At 58.4% G+C, this 17242-nt stretch carries 18 protein-coding genes and 1 other RNA gene; 4 read left to right on the top strand and 15 right to left on the bottom strand.

What is annotated here, in order from left to right; all coding sequences use genetic code 11:
- Positions 1-4: 4 nt before the first annotated feature.
- The 9 genes from mraY to rsmI all read right to left on the bottom strand — a co-directional run bounded on the left by mraY (position 5) and on the right by rsmI (position 9073).
- Complete coding sequence (mraY, locus tag ACIOU6_RS24500; RefSeq protein ID WP_401139125.1) at positions 5-1087, bottom strand: phospho-N-acetylmuramoyl-pentapeptide-transferase; 1083 nt, start codon at positions 1085-1087, stop codon at positions 5-7.
- A complete protein-coding gene (gene murF, locus ACIOU6_RS24495) occupies positions 1087-2454 on the bottom strand; it encodes a UDP-N-acetylmuramoyl-tripeptide--D-alanyl-D-alanine ligase (protein ID WP_401139123.1) in 1368 nt (455 codons plus the stop codon). The genes mraY and murF overlap by 1 nt, the downstream gene beginning before the upstream one ends.
- Positions 2447-3910: a UDP-N-acetylmuramoyl-L-alanyl-D-glutamate--2,6-diaminopimelate ligase gene (locus tag ACIOU6_RS24490; RefSeq protein ID WP_221731510.1), complete on the bottom strand. Its 1464-nt coding sequence runs from the start codon at positions 3908-3910 to the stop codon at positions 2447-2449. The genes murF and ACIOU6_RS24490 overlap by 8 nt, the downstream gene beginning before the upstream one ends.
- The gene (locus ACIOU6_RS24485; protein WP_221731598.1) at positions 3910-5649 is read right to left on the bottom strand and encodes a penicillin-binding protein 2; all 1740 of its coding nucleotides are present in this window, start codon (positions 5647-5649) and stop codon (positions 3910-3912) included. Before ACIOU6_RS24485 ends, ACIOU6_RS24490 begins: the two co-directional genes overlap by 1 nt.
- A complete protein-coding gene (gene ftsL / locus ACIOU6_RS24480) occupies positions 5649-5942 on the bottom strand; it encodes a cell division protein FtsL (protein ID WP_221731511.1) in 294 nt (97 codons plus the stop codon). Before ftsL ends, ACIOU6_RS24485 begins: the two co-directional genes overlap by 1 nt.
- A complete protein-coding gene (rsmH, locus tag ACIOU6_RS24475) occupies positions 5939-6886 on the bottom strand; it encodes a 16S rRNA (cytosine(1402)-N(4))-methyltransferase RsmH (RefSeq protein ID WP_401139120.1) in 948 nt (315 codons plus the stop codon). Before rsmH ends, ftsL begins: the two co-directional genes overlap by 4 nt.
- Positions 6883-7338: a division/cell wall cluster transcriptional repressor MraZ gene (mraZ, locus tag ACIOU6_RS24470; protein WP_221731512.1), complete on the bottom strand. Its 456-nt coding sequence runs from the start codon at positions 7336-7338 to the stop codon at positions 6883-6885. Before mraZ ends, rsmH begins: the two co-directional genes overlap by 4 nt.
- A gap of 402 nt (positions 7339-7740) precedes the next feature.
- Positions 7741-8094: RNase P RNA component class A (gene rnpB, locus ACIOU6_RS24465), an RNA gene on the bottom strand.
- 73 nt (positions 8095-8167) lie between these two features.
- On the bottom strand, positions 8168-9073 hold the full coding sequence (rsmI, locus tag ACIOU6_RS24460; protein ID WP_401139118.1) for a 16S rRNA (cytidine(1402)-2'-O)-methyltransferase: 906 nt from the start codon (positions 9071-9073) through the stop codon (positions 8168-8170).
- 177 nt (positions 9074-9250) lie between these two features.
- On the opposite strand from rsmI, the gene ACIOU6_RS24455 reads away from it, so the two are divergent.
- From ACIOU6_RS24455 to ACIOU6_RS24440, 4 genes are all read left to right on the top strand, one after another.
- A complete protein-coding gene (locus ACIOU6_RS24455) occupies positions 9251-11062 on the top strand; it encodes a penicillin-binding protein activator (RefSeq protein WP_401139117.1) in 1812 nt (603 codons plus the stop codon).
- A complete protein-coding gene (locus tag ACIOU6_RS24450; RefSeq protein ID WP_221731515.1) occupies positions 11062-11424 on the top strand; it encodes a YraN family protein in 363 nt (120 codons plus the stop codon). The genes ACIOU6_RS24455 and ACIOU6_RS24450 overlap by 1 nt, the downstream gene beginning before the upstream one ends.
- A 101-nt stretch (positions 11425-11525) precedes the next feature.
- Positions 11526-12119 carry a phosphoheptose isomerase gene (locus ACIOU6_RS24445; RefSeq protein ID WP_008082788.1) on the top strand — a complete coding sequence of 198 codons (594 nt, stop codon included), beginning with the start codon at positions 11526-11528 and terminating at the stop codon, positions 12117-12119.
- The gene (locus ACIOU6_RS24440; RefSeq protein ID WP_166221262.1) at positions 12116-12694 is read left to right on the top strand and encodes a BON domain-containing protein; all 579 of its coding nucleotides are present in this window, start codon (positions 12116-12118) and stop codon (positions 12692-12694) included. Before ACIOU6_RS24445 ends, ACIOU6_RS24440 begins: the two co-directional genes overlap by 4 nt.
- Before the next feature lie 50 nt (positions 12695-12744).
- On the opposite strand, the gene ACIOU6_RS24435 is transcribed toward ACIOU6_RS24440, so the two are convergent.
- From ACIOU6_RS24435 to rpsI, 6 genes are all read right to left on the bottom strand, one after another.
- Positions 12745-13158 (bottom strand): ClpXP protease specificity-enhancing factor, encoded by a 414-nt coding sequence (locus ACIOU6_RS24435; RefSeq protein ID WP_221731516.1) that lies wholly within the window; start codon positions 13156-13158, stop codon positions 12745-12747.
- A gap of 16 nt (positions 13159-13174) precedes the next feature.
- Positions 13175-13792 (bottom strand): glutathione S-transferase N-terminal domain-containing protein, encoded by a 618-nt coding sequence (locus tag ACIOU6_RS24430; protein WP_090286143.1) that lies wholly within the window; start codon positions 13790-13792, stop codon positions 13175-13177.
- A gap of 147 nt (positions 13793-13939) precedes the next feature.
- Entirely contained in the window at positions 13940-14719 is a 780-nt protein-coding gene (locus tag ACIOU6_RS24425; protein WP_221731517.1) for a cytochrome c1, read from the bottom strand.
- Positions 14719-15930 carry a cytochrome bc complex cytochrome b subunit gene (locus tag ACIOU6_RS24420; RefSeq protein ID WP_221731518.1) on the bottom strand — a complete coding sequence of 404 codons (1212 nt, stop codon included), beginning with the start codon at positions 15928-15930 and terminating at the stop codon, positions 14719-14721. Before ACIOU6_RS24420 ends, ACIOU6_RS24425 begins: the two co-directional genes overlap by 1 nt.
- Complete coding sequence (gene petA, locus ACIOU6_RS24415) at positions 15930-16523, bottom strand: ubiquinol-cytochrome c reductase iron-sulfur subunit (protein WP_401139116.1); 594 nt, start codon at positions 16521-16523, stop codon at positions 15930-15932. The genes ACIOU6_RS24420 and petA overlap by 1 nt, the downstream gene beginning before the upstream one ends.
- Before the next feature lie 269 nt (positions 16524-16792).
- Positions 16793-17185, bottom strand: a complete 393-nt coding sequence (gene rpsI / locus ACIOU6_RS24410) for a 30S ribosomal protein S9 (RefSeq protein WP_221731520.1) — start codon at positions 17183-17185, stop codon at positions 16793-16795.
- Positions 17186-17242 lie beyond the last annotated feature (57 nt).

Here is a 17242-nt window from a genome sequence, read left to right as displayed (position 1 = left end):
CGTTCTACCTCATCTTCAGGGTGGCAAGGCCGATCAGCACGAGAATCACGGTAATGATCCAGAAACGGACGATCACGCGCGGCTCGGGCCAGCCCTTGAGTTCAAAGTGGGGGTGTATCGGTGCCATGCGGAACACACGGCGACCGGTCAGCTTGAAGGAAGCAACTTGAATGACGACTGACAGGGTTTCCATCACGAACACGACGCCCATGATGAACAGGACGATTTCCTGACGGACGATCACCGCGATGGTGCCCAGGGCTGCGCCCAGCGCCAGTGCGCCGACGTCACCCATGAACACTTGCGCCGGATAGGTGTTGAACCAGAGGAAGCCCAGACCGGCACCGATCAGCGCACCGCAGAACACGATCAGCTCGCCCGCGCCCGGCACGTAGGGGATCAGCAGGTATTCAGCGAATTTCACGTTGCCCGACAGGTAGCAGAAGATGCCCAGACCGCCGCCGACCATTACGGTTGGCATGATCGCCAGACCGTCGAGGCCGTCAGTCAGGTTGACCGCGTTGCTCGAACCGACGATCACAAAGTAGGTCAGCACGATGAACCCGGCACCCAGTGGAATGCTGTAGTCCTTGAGCATCGGCAGGATCAGTGTGGTTTCCACCGGGGTGGAAGCGGTCATATAAAGGAAGATCGCCGCGCCGAGGCCGAACACCGATTGCCAGAAATACTTCCAGCGGCTCGGCAGGCCACGCGAGTTCTTCTCGATGACTTTGCGGTAATCGTCGACCCAGCCGATGGCACCGAACAGCAGGGTCACCAGCAAAACAGTCCAGACGTAACGGTTGCTCAGGTCAGCCCAGAGCAGTGTGCTGACGCCGATCGAAGACAGAATCAGCGCGCCACCCATGGTCGGCGTACCGGATTTCGACAAGTGCGATTGCGGACCATCGTTACGAACGGATTGACCGATCTGACGGTTCTGCAGGGTGCGGATCATCCACGGGCCATAGCACAGCGACAAAACCAGCGCGGTCAGCACACCGAGAATCCCGCGCAGGGTCAGGTACTGGAAGACCGCGAAGCCTTTGTAGAACTGTTGCAGATACTCCGCTAGCAGCAGCAGCATTAATGTTTCTCCAGACTGGACCCGCACAGAGCCGCAACGATGTTTTCCATCGCTGCACTGCGCGAACCCTTGATCAAAATGGTGGTGTTTGTGTCCTGCTCGGCGTCGAGGGCCTGGATCAGTTCGCCTTGCGTGCCGAAGTGATGCGCCTGTTCACCGAAAGCGTTTACGGCGTGGACCATGTTCGGCCCAACGGCATAAAGCGCGCAAACCTTGCCCCGGGCGTACTCGCCCACGTCGCGGTGCCCCTGCTCCGCCCAATCGCCCAACTCGCCGATGTCTCCGAGCACCAGGACGGTGCGGCCGGAAAAGCCGGCGAGTATATCAACGGCCGCGCACATTGAGGTGGGGTTTGCGTTGTAAGTGTCATCGATCACGCGCATGCCGTTCTTCGCCAGTTGCGCGACGGTGCGCCCCTTGACCGGTTGCACCGCGCCAAGCCCGGTGGCGATGCCGAACAGCGACACCCCCAACGCGTGTGCGGCGGCGGCGGCGGCCATGGCATTGGCGACGTTATGCGTGCCGAGCAGGTTCAGTTGAACGTACTCGACACCTTCAGGCGTGTGCAGATTGAAGGCCGGGCAGCCACGAGCATCGGTGCTCAAGTTGCTGGCGTAGAAGTCAGCCTGCGAATTGCTGAGGGCGAAGGTCAGCACTTTGCGCCCGGCAGCGCGGGCCTTCCAGATACCGAAGGCCTTGTCATCGAGGTTCAGCACGGCAATACCATCCGCCGCCAGCCCTTCGATGATTTCGCCTTTGGCCTCGACGATTTTTTCCGGGCCGCCGAACTCACCGACGTGAGCGGTGCCGGCATTGTTCAAGATCGCCACATGAGGCTTGGTCAGCCCAACGGTATAAGCAATTTCACCCAGACGCGAAGCGCCCAGTTCGATCACGGCCGCCGTATGCTCCGGCGCCAGTTCGAGCAAGGTCAGTGGTGCGCCGAGGTCGTTGTTCAGGTTGCCACGGGTGGCCAGCACCGGACCGCGCGTGCGCAGAATGCTCGCGAGCATTTCCTTGACGGTGGTCTTGCCGCTGGAGCCGGTTATAGCTGCGACTGGCTGAGTGAAGGCAGCACGGTTCAAGGCACCCAACTGGCCCAAGGCTTGGCGGGTGTCTTTGACCAGCAGTTGCGGCAGCGTGCTGCCGGCGACTTCACGCTCGACCAGCGCTGCAACGGCGCCTTTGGCCGCTACGTCGTTCAAATAGTCATGACCATCGAAACGCGGGCCGGTCAGGGCAATAAACAGTTGGCCGGGCTGGATCGCGCGGCTGTCGATGCTGACGCCGTCGAAGCTGGCATCGGCGCTGATCAGGCGTGCGTCGAGCGCGTTGGTCAATTCGCTGAGTTTGAGGGCCTTAAGCATGGGCCACCTCCCACGCGGTCAGGGCGTGATCGGCCTCGACCAGATCAGAGAAGGCATGGCGCTCGCCATTGATTTCCTGATAGTCCTCGTGACCTTTACCGGCCAGCACGATCACATCATCCGCCGAAGCACCGGCGATCAATTGGGCAATTGCCTGACCACGGCCGGCAACGAACGTGACTTTATCCACAGCGGTGAAACCGGCGCGGATGTCATCGAAAATCACTGCCGGGTCTTCCGTGCGAGGGTTGTCGTCAGTGACCAGCACTTGATCGGCCAGACGCTCGACCACTTCAGCCATCAGCGGACGCTTGCCGCGATCGCGATCACCGCCGCAGCCGAACAGGCACAGCAACCGACCTTTGACGTGGGGGCGCAATGCCGTCAGCACTTTTTCCAGGGCATCCGGGGTATGGGCATAATCGACCACGACCAACGGTTGCGTGCCACCGCCAAGACGCTGCATGCGACCGACCGGACCTTCGAGTTTTGGCAGTACTTTAAGAATTTCGTCCAGTGCGTAATCCAGCCCCAGCAAGGCACCGACTGCAGCCAATATATTGCTCAGGTTGAAACGACCCAACAACGTGCTGCGCAAATGATGTTCGCCTTGCGGCGTCACCAGGGTGGCGAGCACGCCGTGGTCATCGAACTGGGCTTCGCGGCAATACAGATAGGCACTGCTGTCGAGCAGGCTGTAAGTAATCAGCCGCGAATCGCGTTTTTCGGCTGCCAGTTGCCGGCCAAAATCGTCGTCGAGGTTGACCACACGGCACTTCAGGTCATTCCAGGCGAACAGCTTGGCCTTGGTCTCGGCGTAAGCCTCCATGGTCCCGTGGTAATCCAGATGATCACGGGACAGGTTGGTCATTACTGCCACGTCAAACGACAACGCGCTCACGCGCCCCTGATCCAGACCGTGGGACGAGACTTCCATGGCCACGGCTTTGGCGCCGGCCTTTTTCAGGTCGCCCAAAGTCGCTTGCACGGCAATTGGATTGGGCGTGGTGTGCAGGCCGCTTTCCAGTGCGCCATAGAAGCCGGAACCCAGCGTGCCGACGATGCCGCAATGCTGGCCGAGCAGATCCAGCGCTTGCGCCACCAATTGGGTCACGCTGGTTTTACCGTTGGTGCCGGTCACGCCGATCAGCTTCAGATGGTGGCTTGGCTCACCGTAAAAACGCCCGGCGATGTCCGACAACTGTGCGGCCAGACCCTTGACCGGAATCAGCGGCACATCGGTGATCGGCAGTACCGTGGCGCCTTCCACCTCATAAGCCACCGCTGCTGCGCCGCGTGCGAGCGCATCGGCAATGTGCGCGCGGCCATCGAACTTGCCGCCGGGCACAGCGAGGAACAGATCACCCGCGCGCACGTTTCGGCTATCCAGTGCCAGTTCTCGGATCAACAGATCGTGGCCGGCGTGAGGGAATATTTTGTTCAGACTAAGAGACATCAGCCGCGCCCTCCATTGGCTTTCAGCGGAATAACCGGGGTGGCGTTGGCCTGTTGTGTCGTCGGCAGGTTGTCCGGGGTTACGTTCATCAGACGCAGGGTGCCGGACATCACACGGCTGAACACCGGCGCCGATACCAGACCACCGAAGTAACCGGCCTTGGACGGCTCATCAATCACCACAACGATTGCGTAACGCGGGTCGCTCATCGGGCCGAAACCGGCGAACAGCGAGCGGTAGGAATTTTCGGCGTAGCCCTTGGTGCCCGTCGATGTCTTGCGCGCCGTACCCGACTTGCCAGCCACGTGATACGCCGGCACCTTCGCACGGAACACGCCACGAGGCGCCTCGATCACTTGCTGCAGCATGCCTTGCATGGTTTTCGCGACGGCTTCAGGCAGCACTTGCGTGGTTTGCGGCGGCTTGTCGGTTTTGATCAGCGTCAGCGGTGCGAGACGACCGTTGTTGGCCAGCGCCGAAAAGGCGTGGACCAATTGGATCGCGGTCACGGAAATACCGTAGCCGTAGGACAGCGTCGCGGTTTCTGCCTTGCGCCATTCGCGGTAGTTCGGCAAGTTGCCCACGCGCTCCCCCGGGAAGCCGAGGCCCGTGTCCTGGCCCAGGCCGACTTTCTGCGCGAGACGGTAGATGGTTTCGCCACCAATATCGAAGGCGACCTTACTCATGCCGACGTTACTGGAATTGATCAGAATGCCGGCCATGTCCAGCACCGGGCCTTCGCTTCGGGATACGTCCTTGATGGTGTATTTACCAATCTGCAAAGTCCCCGGATACACCTCGACGGTGTCGGTCGGTTTCCAACGGCCGGACTCGATCGCAGCGCTCATCGAGATCGCTTTCATGGTCGAGCCCGGCTCGAACACGTCGATCATCGCGCGGTTACGCATCATCGCCGGCTGCAGATTGCGGCGGTTGTTCGGGTTGTAGGTCGGCTGATTGACCATGGCAAGAATCTCGCCGGTCTTTACGTCCATGATCACCAGGCTGCCGGCCTTGGCGCCGTTCTCGATGATCGCGTTACGCAGTTCGCGGTTGGCCAGATATTGCAGACGCAGGTCAATGGACAACGCCAAGGGCTTACCGGCCTTGGCGTTTTTAGTGACCTGGACATCCTTGATCAGCCGTCCGCGCCGATCCTTGATGACCTGTCGTTTGCCCGGCACCCCGGCCAGCCATTCGTCATAAGCCAGTTCGACACCCTCACGACCGTGGTCATCGATGTCGGTGAATCCGACCATGTGCGCCGTCACTTCACCGGCCGGATAGAAACGCCGGAATTCTTCGATGCCATAGACGCCCGGCACTTTGAGGTCGAGCACAGCCTGGCCTTGCTCGGGAGTCAGCCCCCGCACCAGATAAATGAATTCTTTGTTGGCTTGGGCTTCGAGACGCTCAGTCAGTGCTTTCGGATCCTGCCCCAGCGCTGTCGCCAATGCAGGCCACTTCTCTTTGGCCGATTGCATTTCCTTGGGGTTGGCCCACAGGGTCGTCACCGGGGTGCTGACCGCCAAAGGCTCGCCGTTGCGGTCAGTGATCAGACCACGGTGTGCCGGGATAGGAATGTGACGAAGACTGCGGGCATCGCCCTGACCTTTGAGGAAGTCACGGTCAACCACTTGCAGGTCGATAATTCGCCAGCAGATCGCTGCGACCATCACGCCGAGGAGCGCCAGCATCAGGCGGAAGCGCCACGGAAAGAGTGCGCCTTCAAGCTTCATCATGGCGCCACCATCTGCACGTCAGCCGCGCCCGGGATGTGCATTTTCAGTTGCTCAGTGGCCAGTACTTCGATCCGGCTGTGTGCGGTCCAGGTGCTTTGCTCAAGAATCAGACGACCCCATTCGGCTTGCGCCTTGTCGCGCACGCTCAGCTCGTTATAAAGGTTGTTGAGCAACTGACGGTTCCAGTGCGCGCTGTAAGACACGCCGATGGCCGACACGAGCACGCCGACAAACAGCAGCAGCATGAAAAAGCTGCCGCCAGGCAGTGGCTTGGCGAAAAGCTTGCTCACCGCAACTTCTCCGCGACGCGCATGACGGCGCTACGGGAACGTGGGTTGGCTTTGAGTTCGGCGTCGGAGGCCGTCTGCGCTTTGCCATGGACTTTGATTTTCGGTTCGAACGCAACGTGGCGAACCGGCAGGTTGCGCGGCAGGTTGTCGGCTTCGCCTTTCACCAGTTTGCGCATGAACAGCTTGACGATACGGTCTTCGAGCGAATGAAAACTGATTACAACCAGACGGCCGCCCACTTCCAGGGCTTCCAGTGCCGCTTCGAGGCCAGCTTCCAGGTCACCCAATTCGTTGTTGACGTGAATGCGCAAACCCTGGAATGCACGGGTAGCCGGGTTCTTGCCCTTCTCCCATGCCGGGTTGGCGACTTTCAACACTTCGGCCAGATCGCCTGTGCGCTCGAACGGTTTGATATCGCGACGTTCGGCGACGGCACGGGCCATGCGCCCGGAGAAACGCTCTTCGCCGTATTCCTTGAACACCCGGGCGATTTCTTCAACCGGTGCGGTATTGACGAACTCGGCGGCGCTGATGCCTCGGGACGGGTCCATACGCATGTCCAGCGGGCCGTCATTGAGAAAACTGAAGCCGCGCTCCGCGTCATCGAGCTGCGGCGAAGACACGCCCAGATCGAGCAGAATCCCGCTGACCTTGCCGTCCAGCCCCCGTTCGACGACGACCGAGCCGAGCTCGGCAAAGCTGCGCTGCACAACGACAAAGCGGCCGTCTTCGGCCGCTAGCGCTTGCCCGGTGGCAATCGCTTGGGGATCCTTGTCGAACCCGATGAGCCGACCGGCCGGCCCGAGCTGGCTGAGAATCAACCGACTGTGCCCGCCGCGACCGAACGTGCCGTCCAGATAGCAGCCATCAGGACGTACGGCGAGAGCCTCGACGGCTTCGTCAAGCAGTACGGTGATGTGGTTAAAGCCGCTATCAATAGTCACAGGATCAAATCACGCAGTTCATCAGGCATCGCGCCCGGTTGTTGAATGGCAGCAAGGTCAGCGGCAGATACCGCGTTCCATGCATCCTCGTCCCACAATTGGAACTTGTTCAGTTGGCCTACCAACATTGCGCGCTTATCCAATTTGGCGTACTCGCGCAGACGTGGCGGAACCAGAAAACGACCACTGCCATCGAGCTCGAGGTCGACGGCATTACCAATCAATAAACGTTGCAGGCGACGGTTCTCTTCGCGAAGCGAAGGGAGCGCGCGCAACTTGGTTTCAATGATTTCCCACTCATCGAGCGGGTAAACACACAGGCATGGATCAACGGCATCGATCGTGACAATCAACTGGCCGGAACTCCGCGATTCGAGCTCGTCACGGTACCGGCTCGGCATAGCGAGACGGCCCTTTGCGTCGAGACTTATAGCGTTAGCTCCGCGAAACACGTCTGCGTTTCTCCAATTTTTATCGTTTTGAGCTCAAAAAACCCACTTCATGCCACTTTCCGCCACTTGCGCACACTATAGGAATGCGCCCACCACACCGTCAAGGCGCGGATTAAAGGAAAACCCTTACAGAACGGAGATTTAGGAGCATAAAAGGAGGTGCAACGAGAATCTGACGGCTACATTTGACCCATAACTTGATGCAGCACTGAAAGCTGCGATCGAAAGTTAAAGTAATTTGTTAAGAGTAAGATTTTTTCGGTATTACAAATGCGCTTCTGCTGTTGATTGAAGCAAGGTGGGAAATGGCTATTACTGCATTTGCCGCTGCCGAACTTTCAGCCAGGGCCTGCTGATAATACACAGCCCTGATGCCATTGATTCAAGCAGGGAAAGAAAAAGGTGGAGAGTCGATCTGTAAGCCGGGTTCTGTCTTGAACAGTCATTCGTCTACGATGGCCATCACTGGACATCTTTAGCAACCTACCCGGTCCCAGCGCGGGCCACGCCTTGGGACCCTATTTGGTCTTGCTCCAAGTGGGGTTTACCTAGCCACGAACTGTTGCCAGACGCGCGGTGCGCTCTTACCGCACCTTTTCACCCTTACCGGTGCCGAAGCACTTAGGCGGTTATTTTCTGTGGCACTTTCCGTAGGCTCACGCCTCCCAGGCATTACCTGGCACTTCGCCCTATGGAGCCCGGACTTTCCTCCCCCCCCTAATTTTCATAGAGGGCAGCGACTGTCCGATCGACTCTCCGCCGCGAAGGTTAACGGCAGAGCGACCGAAGAACAAGCCTTAATAGCCGCAAACCCGCTTCGCGCGATGGGTTACTCACCCTTCTGTTTATCCAGCGCGACTTGATACAACACGTTTTTACGCTCACCGGTGATTTGCGCTGCAAGCGCCGCAGCACGCTTGAGCGGCATCTCTTCGAGCAACAAATCAAGGATGCGCATCGCCTCGCTGCTGACAGCGTCTTCGGACTCCGGCGCGGTCCAGCCTGCCACCAACACCACACACTCGCCGCGCTGCTGATTGCTGTCGGACTCCACAAATGCGCGCAGCTCAGCCAACGGCAAACCTTTAAGCGTTTCGAACGTCTTGGTTATTTCACGGGCCAGCAACGCCTGACGCTCGCCACCGAAAACCGCCTCCATGTCCTGTAAACATTCAAGGATACGGTGCGGCGCCTCATAGAAAATCAACGTGCGCGGCTCTTCCTTAACGGCTTCGAGTCGCGCCTTGCGCCCGACTGACTTAGCCGGCAGAAAACCTTCGAAGATGAACCGGTCAGACGGCAGCCCCGCCGCCGACAGCGCAGCAATGAGCGCACAGGCGCCTGGCACGGGCACCACGCTGATCCCCGCGGCCCGCGCCTGACGCACCAAGTGATACCCCGGATCGGAAATCAGCGGCGTTCCTGCATCAGAGATCAACGCCACGTTGTCACCCGCCAGCAAACGGGTAATAAAGCGGCTACCTTCATCCCGTTCGTTATGTTCGTGACAGGCGGCCAGCGGTGTGGAAATACCAAAGTGCTGCATCAATCGTTGCGAGTGACGCGTGTCTTCCGCCGCGATCAGTGCCACTTCACGGAGAATTTTCAGTGCCCGGGCGCTGATGTCGTCCAGGTTGCCGATGGGCGTCGCCACCACATAAAGCGAGCCAGCAGCGGAATTCAAAGGACCTGGAGCAGTCAAAGCGCACACCTCATGATCGGTAAAAGCCGGCATTGTAACGCGTCACGAGGCTCGCGATGCGTTCAGGCCTCCTTGGGTTTTGTGCGTAACTGTGCGCCGCTGCAACATTTCCTTCAGCTAAATTGACTGATTCATGCCAGTAACATCGCGCCCCGGCCAGCGCTTGGGTACAATTCCACGCTAATTTGATCGAGTATCAGGAACACTTACATGATCGCTTGCCTGCGGCTGTTCACTGCCCTTTGCCTCGCTGCCTTATTGGCGGCTTGCGCCAGCTCCCCTTCCTCCAGCCTTGGCGAACTTCCACGGACTCCGGATGCCAGCATCGAGCAAATGCTCGAACAGGCTACCCAAGCTAAAACCCCGGAAAAAGCTGCCCTGTTGCGCCTGAGCGCGGCAGATCTGGCTTATCGCCAGGGCAATGCCGGACAGTCCGCGCAGATCCTGCAACAAGTGCCACTGGAGCAACTCAAGCCAGGCCAGCAGATTTTCGCCAGCACCCTGGCAGCGGAACTGGCCATGACGCGCAATCAGCCAAAAGCGGCGCTGACCGCTCTGAGCCATCCGAGCCTGCAACATTTGGGTGAAATGCCGGAAGATCAGCAGATACGCACCGGCACCGTGCACGCCCGCGCCCTGGAAGCCGATGGCCAGACGCTCGCGGCTGCCCGCGAGCGCGTTTTTATCGCCCCGATGCTGCAAGGTGAAGCCGCCAGCAAGAACCACGAAGCCATCTGGACCCTGATTGCCTCGCTGCCGACCGATCAACTGCAACCCAACACCAACGACGATCTCGGCGGCTGGATGGGACTGGCGCTGGCCGTAAAAACCGCCGGCACTCTGGAACAACAGCAAGCCGCCATCGACACTTGGCGCGCGCAAAATCCAAAGCATCCGGCCGCCATCAAGCTGCCATTGCCACTGGCCAAACTCAAGGAGCTGACCAGCCAGCCCCTGAGCAAAATCGCTCTGCTGCTGCCACAAGATGGCCAATTGGCTGCTGTCGGCAAAGCGCTACGCGAAGGCTTCATGGCTGCGCACTATCAGGCTCAACAGGCCGGGCAGAAGCCGCCAGCCATCGAGTTCTACGACAGCACGAAACTGACCTCGATGGATGAGTTCTACCGCAAGGCTCAAGCCGATGGCGTGCAACTGGTGGTCGGACCGCTGGAAAAACCCCTGGTCAAACAACTGAGCACTCGCCCACAACTGCCGATTACCACCCTGGCGCTGAACTACAGCGAAGGCGATCAAGGTCCGGCGCAGCTGTTCCAGTTTGGTCTGGCTGCTGAAGACGAAGCCCGCGAAGTGTCCCGCCGCGCCCGTGCCGACGGCCTGCACCGCGCCGCAATCATGGTGCCGAAAGGTGAATGGGGCGACCGCGTAATGCGCGCATTCAGCCAGGATTGGCAAGCCAATGGCGGCAGCGTTGTCGCCATCGAGCACATTGATCAACCTGTGCAACTGGCTCAGCAGATCGCTGATATGTTCCGACTGCGCCAGAGCGAAGCGCGCGCCAAGAGCCTGCAAAATGCTGCCGGCACCAACGTAGCCGCACAGCCGTCGCGCAGTCAGGACATCGAATTCATCTTCCTCGCCTCGACACCACAACAGGCACAGCAGATCAAGCCGACCCTGAACTTCCAGTACGCCGGTGACGTTCCAGTCTATGCGACCTCCCATGTGTACAGCGCCAGCGGCGATGTGAACCAGTACAACGACATGAACGGCATTCGCTTCTGCGAAACCCCATGGCTGCTGGAAACCAGTGATCCGCTGCGCCAACAAGTCACAGCGCAGTGGCCGCAAGCGGCCGGCAGCCTGGGGCGTCTGTACGCCATGGGCGTTGACGCTTACCGTCTGGCACCGCGCCTGGGCCAACTCAAAGCCCTGCCGGACAGCCGCATCGAAGGCCAGTCGGGCAGCCTTGGCATGACCCAGACTCAACGCGTTGTGCGTCAGTTGCCTTGGGCGCAGTTCGTCAATGGTCAGGTCCAACGTCTGCCGGATACCCCGCGCTGATGCCCGACAGGTCACGCTCGCAAAGCGGTAAAGATGCCGAGCGCCAAGCGCTCGATCATCTACAGAATCAAGGTCTGCGCCTGCTGGCGCAGAACTGGTTATGTAAACGCGGCGAGCTTGATCTGGTCATGCTTGATGGCGATACAGTAGTATTCGTTGAAGTTCGCTACAGAAAAAACACTCAATGGGGTGGAGCGCTCGCTAGCATCGATGAGCGCAAGCAGCAGAAACTGATTTTCGCTGCGCAGTATTTTCTTCAGCGCGAGTCGCGTTGGGCCAACTCTCCCTGCCGCTTCGACGTGGTGGCCATCGACAGCCATCCGGGTCAGCTGAACTGGTTGCAGAATGCTTTCGACAGTTGATCACCTGCACCCGACCCAATTTTCACCCGACACATTTTGCTCTTTGCTTTGCGGGCTGCACATTCATGTGCCGAACAGCCGCGCTACTTAAGGTCACACAGATGGACATGCAATCCCGAATTCGCCAGCTTTTCCAGGCCAGTATCGACACCAAGCAACAGGCGATGGACGTACTTGCACCGCACATCGAGCAAGCCAGCCAGATCATGGTCAATGCCCTGCTCAACGAAGGCAAAATGCTTTCGTGCGGCAATGGCGGCTCCGCGGGCGACGCCCAGCACTTTTCCTCGGAACTGCTTAACCGCTTCGAGCGCGAGCGCCCGAGCCTGCCAGCCATAGCCCTGACCACCGACACCTCGACGATCACCTCGATCGCCAACGACTACAGCTACAACGAAGTGTTCTCCAAGCAGATCCGAGCGCTCGGTCAACCAGGCGATGTACTGCTGGCGATTTCGACGAGCGGTAACTCGGCGAACATTATTCAAGCGATCCAGGCCGCACATGATCGCGAAATGATTGTCGTAGCTTTGACCGGACGCGATGGCGGCGGCATGGCGTCGCTGCTGTTGCCCGAGGACGTAGAGATTCGCGTACCGGCCAATGTCACTGCACGCATTCAAGAAGTCCACTTGCTGGCGATCCATTGCCTTTGCGATCTGATCGACAGCCAACTGTTCGGGAGTGAAGAATGACCCCTAATCGCCTTGGCCTTCTGGCCTTGACTCTATGCCTCGGCATCAGCGGCTGCACCTCAGTGGTGAATGCCAGCCGTGAAGCGCCGATTGAAGACGACCGCGGCACCCGCACCTTCGGCAGCAAGATCGACGACTCGCTGATCGAAACCAAAGTGGGCGTGAACGTAGCCAAGGCCGACCCGGCACTGGATAACGATTCGCACATCGTCGTCACCAGCTTCAACGGCGTCGTGCTGCTGGCCGGCCAGACTCCACGCGAAGACCTCAAGGCCAAGGCCGAGCAAGCCGCCGCCAACGTGCAGCGCGTGAAGAAGGTGCACAACGAACTGCAAGTGCTGCAACCCTCCTCCCTGCTGGCCCGTCAGAACGACGCGTGGCTGACCACCAAGATCAAGACCCAGATGCTCACCGACGCCAGCATTCCTGGCTCGCGCATCAAAGTCGTGACCGAGAACGGCATCGTCTACCTGCTGGGCCTGCTGACCAAACAGGAAGCCACTCAGGCCACCAACCTGGTGCAAGGCGTCTCCGGCGTGCAGAAGATCGTGAAGCTGTTCGAGTACATCGACTGACACCTGCACTGCAGGTAATAAAAAAGGCGATCCTTGCGGATCGCCTTTTTTTATTTCACCACTTTCAGACTTGGCCGACCGCTTGGGCGCGGTGGCTCGCTGTCCGGTGGCGGCAGGTCGTCCTCCGGCTCGATATCGCCTTCGTCATCCGTCGGCGATTCGAGGTCGAACACCATGCCCTGCCCGTTCTCCCGGGCGTAGATGCCCAGAATCGCACTGATCGGCACATACAGACTGTGCGGCACACCACCGAAGCGACCCTCGAAGGTCACCACGTCGTTATCCATGTGCAGATGGCGCACAGCACTCGGCGAGATGTTCAGGACAATCTGCCCGTCACTGGCGAAACCCTGCGGTACCTGCACCGCTGGGTATTCGGAATTGACCAGCATGTGCGGGGTGCAATCGTTATCAACAATCCACTCGTAGAGCGCGCGGACCAGATAAGGTCGACTGGAGTTCATAGCGGCTCCTTAAGCCTTAGCGCATATCGCGTTCGACGCCAGACAGACTCGCCTGGAAAGCCTCACGCGCAAACTGGCGCTCCATATAATCAAGCAGCGGCTTGGCTGGCCGCGGCAGTTCAATACCCAGAATCGGCAAACGCCAGAGTATTGGCAATAGGCAGCAATCCACCAGACTTTGTTCCTCGCTGAGGAAAAACGGCTTGTCAGCGAACAGCGGCGACACGCCTGTCAGGCTTTCACGCAATTCCTTACGCGCCACGACTCGCGCGGCTTCCTTGGCTTTCGGATCCAGGATCAGATCCACCAGACCACACCAGTCACGCTGAATACGGTGAATCAGCAGACGGCTGTTGGCACGCGCCACCGGATAAACCGGCATCAACGGCGGGTGCGGGTAACGCTCATCCAGATATTCCATCACCACGGTCGACTCCCACAACGCCAGGTCACGATCGACCAGCGTGGGCAGACTTCCGTAAGGGTTCACCTCAATCAGTTTAGGCGGCTGACGACCAGCTTCCACATAAATGATCTCGGCGCTGACACCCTTCTCTGCAAGTACGATACGCACTCGGTGGGAATAGTGGTCGGCGGGGTCGGAGTAACAGGCCAACCGATTGGTCACGCCCATGGCGATCCTCCTCGCTTGTTGAAATTGTCGGAACCGGAAAAACGCGCGCGCCCAGAGGGCGCCTCCCGCAACACCTGGCAGGCCAGACGTTGCGCTATCGGAGACGCCCTTGGGCGCGCGCGATTAACAGCAATGCTTGAAGCGTTATCAGTGCACGTCTTTCCAGTATTCACGCTTGAGCAGGTAGGCGAACACAAAGAAGAACGCCAAGTAGAGCAAAACGTAAGTACCGATGCGCTGATGTTGCAGCTTAACCGGGTTAGCCGAGTAAGCCAGGAAGGTTACCAGATTCTTGACCTTCTCATCGAACTGCTCTTCATTCAGAGCACCCGACTTCGGCACGATGGTCAGTTGATCGCACGCTTCATGAGTCAAAGGCGTACCGGTCAACGGATCATATTGCTTCTTGCCGTCTTCGACGATCTGCACCTGCTTGCAGCCCACGACCTGACGACCTTGCAGGCCGACCAGCACGTTAGGCATACCGACGTTCGGGAAGACCTTGTTGTTCACGCCCCATGGACGCGCAGGATCTTCATAGAACGACTTCAGATAACCGTAGAGCCAGTCAGTACCCCGAACGCGAGCGACCAAAGTCAGATCCGGTGGCGCAGCGCCGAACCAGGTCTTGGCATCAGCGGGCTGCATGCCGATGCTCATGTGATCGCCAATCTTGGCACCCGTGAATACCAGTTTCTCCAGCATCACATCGTGGGGAATACCGAGGTCATCGGCGACCCGCTCGTAACGCTGGAACTTGGCACTGTGGCAACCCATGCAATAGTTGGCGAACGTGCGCGCGCCATCTTGCAGGGCTGCTTTATCGGAAACGTCGATGTCGACGTTTTCCAGCTCAGGACCGTGCTCGGCGGCGAAAGACAACACAGGCAAAGCAACAAGAATCAGTGCAGCGAATAATTTTTTCATCAGCCAGTCACCCTTTCCGGAACCGGTTTGGTCTTCTCGAGCCGGGTGTAGAACGGCATCAGAATGAAGTAGGCGAAATACAGGAAGGTGCAGACCTGCGACAGCAACGTCAGAGTCGGTGTCGGGGCTTTCACGCCAGTCCAGCCAAGCAGCACAAAACAGACACAGAAAACCAGAAGCCAGATTTTGCTCAACCAGCCCTTATAGCGCATCGACTTGACCGGACTTCGGTCAAGCCAAGGCAGGACAAACAGCAAAGCGATAGAAGCACCCATCGCGATCACGCCCATAAGCTTGTCCGGAATCGCCCGCAAAATCGCGTAAAAAGGCGTGAAGTACCAGACTGGAGCAATGTGTTCAGGCGTCTTGAAGGCGTTAGCCACTTCAAAGTTCGGCTTCTCGAGGAAATAACCACCCATTTCCGGGAAAAAGAACACGATCGTGCAGAAGATGAACAGGAACACGACCACGCCGACAATATCTTTCACGGTGTAGTACGGGTGGAACGCAATGCCATCCAGCGGGATACCGTTTTCGTCTTTATGCTTCTTGATATCGACGCCGTCAGGGTTGTTCGAACCGACTTCGTGCAGTGCCAGGATGTGCAGCACCACCAGACCGAGAATCACGATCGGCAGGGCCACAACGTGCAAGGCAAAGAAACGGTTCAGGGTGATCCCGGAGATCAGGTAGTCACCACGAATCCATTGCGTCAGGTCGTTACCGATGACTGGAATCGCGCCGAACAACGAGATGATCACCTGGGCACCCCAATAGGACATCTGGCCCCATGGCAGCAGATACCCCATGAAGGCTTCAGCCATCAGCGCCAGGTAGATCAGCATGCCGAACACCCAGACCAGCTCACGCGGCTTCTGATACGAACCGTAGAGCAAGCCTCGGAACATGTGCAGATAGACCACGATGAAGAACGCCGAAGCACCTGTGGAGTGCAGCAAACGCAGGATCGAGCCGTACTCGACGTCACGCATGATGTATTCGACGGAAGCGAACGCTTCTTCTGCCGACGGGGTGTAGCTCATCGTCAGCCAGACACCGGTGACGATCTGGTTAACCAGAACCAGCAGCGCCAAGGAGCCGAAGAAATAGAAGAAGTTGAAGTTTTTTGGCGCGTAATACTTGCTGAGATGGTCTTCCCACATCTTGGTGGCGGGGAAGCGCGCATCAACCCAATCCATGAACTTGCTCATCACGCTTTCTCCGTATCGATGCCAATGACAATCAGGTCATCAGTCTCATAGGAATGCGGGGGAACTGGCAGATTCAAAGGCGCAGGTTGCGACTTGTAGACGCGGCCAGCCAGGTCGTAACGGGAACCATGGCAAGGGCAGAAATAACCGCCTACCCAATCTTTGCCCAGATCCGCAGGCGCCACTTCGGGACGGAAGGTCGGCGAGCAACCCAGGTGCGTACAGATCCCGATCACCAGCAGGATTTGCGGCTTGATGGAACGTACTTCCGGGTCGACATAGGTGGGTTGCGTGGAGTTTTTGGAGGTCGGATCGGAGAGCTGCCCCTCGATCTTTTTAAGATTCCCCAGGATTTCCTCGGTACGGCGGACAATGAACACCGGCTGACCGCGCCATTCAGCAATCATCTGCTGTCCTGGCTCGATTTTGCTGACATTCACTTTCACCGGTGCACCAGCGGCTTTCGCCTTGGCAGTGGGAAACCTTGACCCATCGAACGGGACCGCAGCCCCCACCGCTCCTGCAGCACCCACCACGGATGTGGCTGCTACCAAGAAGCGACGCCGGCCTGCATTCACGCCGTCATTGCTCATTCAGTCCTCTCCCATCAGCTTTGTGGCCTGTTAAATCAGGCATCTACTAAATAAATCAATGTTACTTATAAAAATTTTGCCGAGATGGTAATGAAAAGCCCCAATTCTGACAAGGGAATTACCCGGAGCTCTCACCCTCAAGCCTTGTAGTATAGGGGGTCTACGAATGTGGCAAGTTGTCACAGCGCAATTCTTTGATAAATCGCAGGCATAAAAAAACGCCCGGTTCCGCGAGGAATCGGGCGTTCTTTTTGAACGTGGAAGCGGAATTAACGCTTCGAGTACTGCGGACGCTTACGCGCTTTACGCAGACCAACTTTCTTACGTTCAACTTCACGGGCGTCGCGAGTAACGAAGCCAGCTTTGCGCAGAGCGCCACGCAGGGTTTCGTCGTAGTCCATCAGAGCGCGAGTGATACCGTGGCGGATTGCGCCAGCTTGACCACTTACACCACCGCCGATCACGGTGACGTAGATGTCGAACTTCTCGACAGTCTCAGTCAGCTCCAGCGGCTGACGAACTACCATGCGGGCAGTTTCGCGACCGAAGAAGTTTTCCAGCGAACGGTTGTTGATGGAAATTTGACCAGTACCCGGACGCAGGAAAACGCGTGCGGTTGCGGTCTTGCGACGGCCAGTGCCGTAATTTTGAGTCGCCGACATAATGTACTATTCCGTTAAAACTTCAGTTCTTGGGGCTGCTGAGCAGTATGTGGGTGT

The sequence above is a fragment of the Pseudomonas sp. NPDC087615 genome (genome assembly GCF_044743445.1).
Lineage (GTDB): Bacteria > Pseudomonadota > Gammaproteobacteria > Pseudomonadales > Pseudomonadaceae > Aquipseudomonas > Aquipseudomonas baetica_A.
This window is presented reverse-complemented; position numbering and strand designations above follow the sequence as displayed.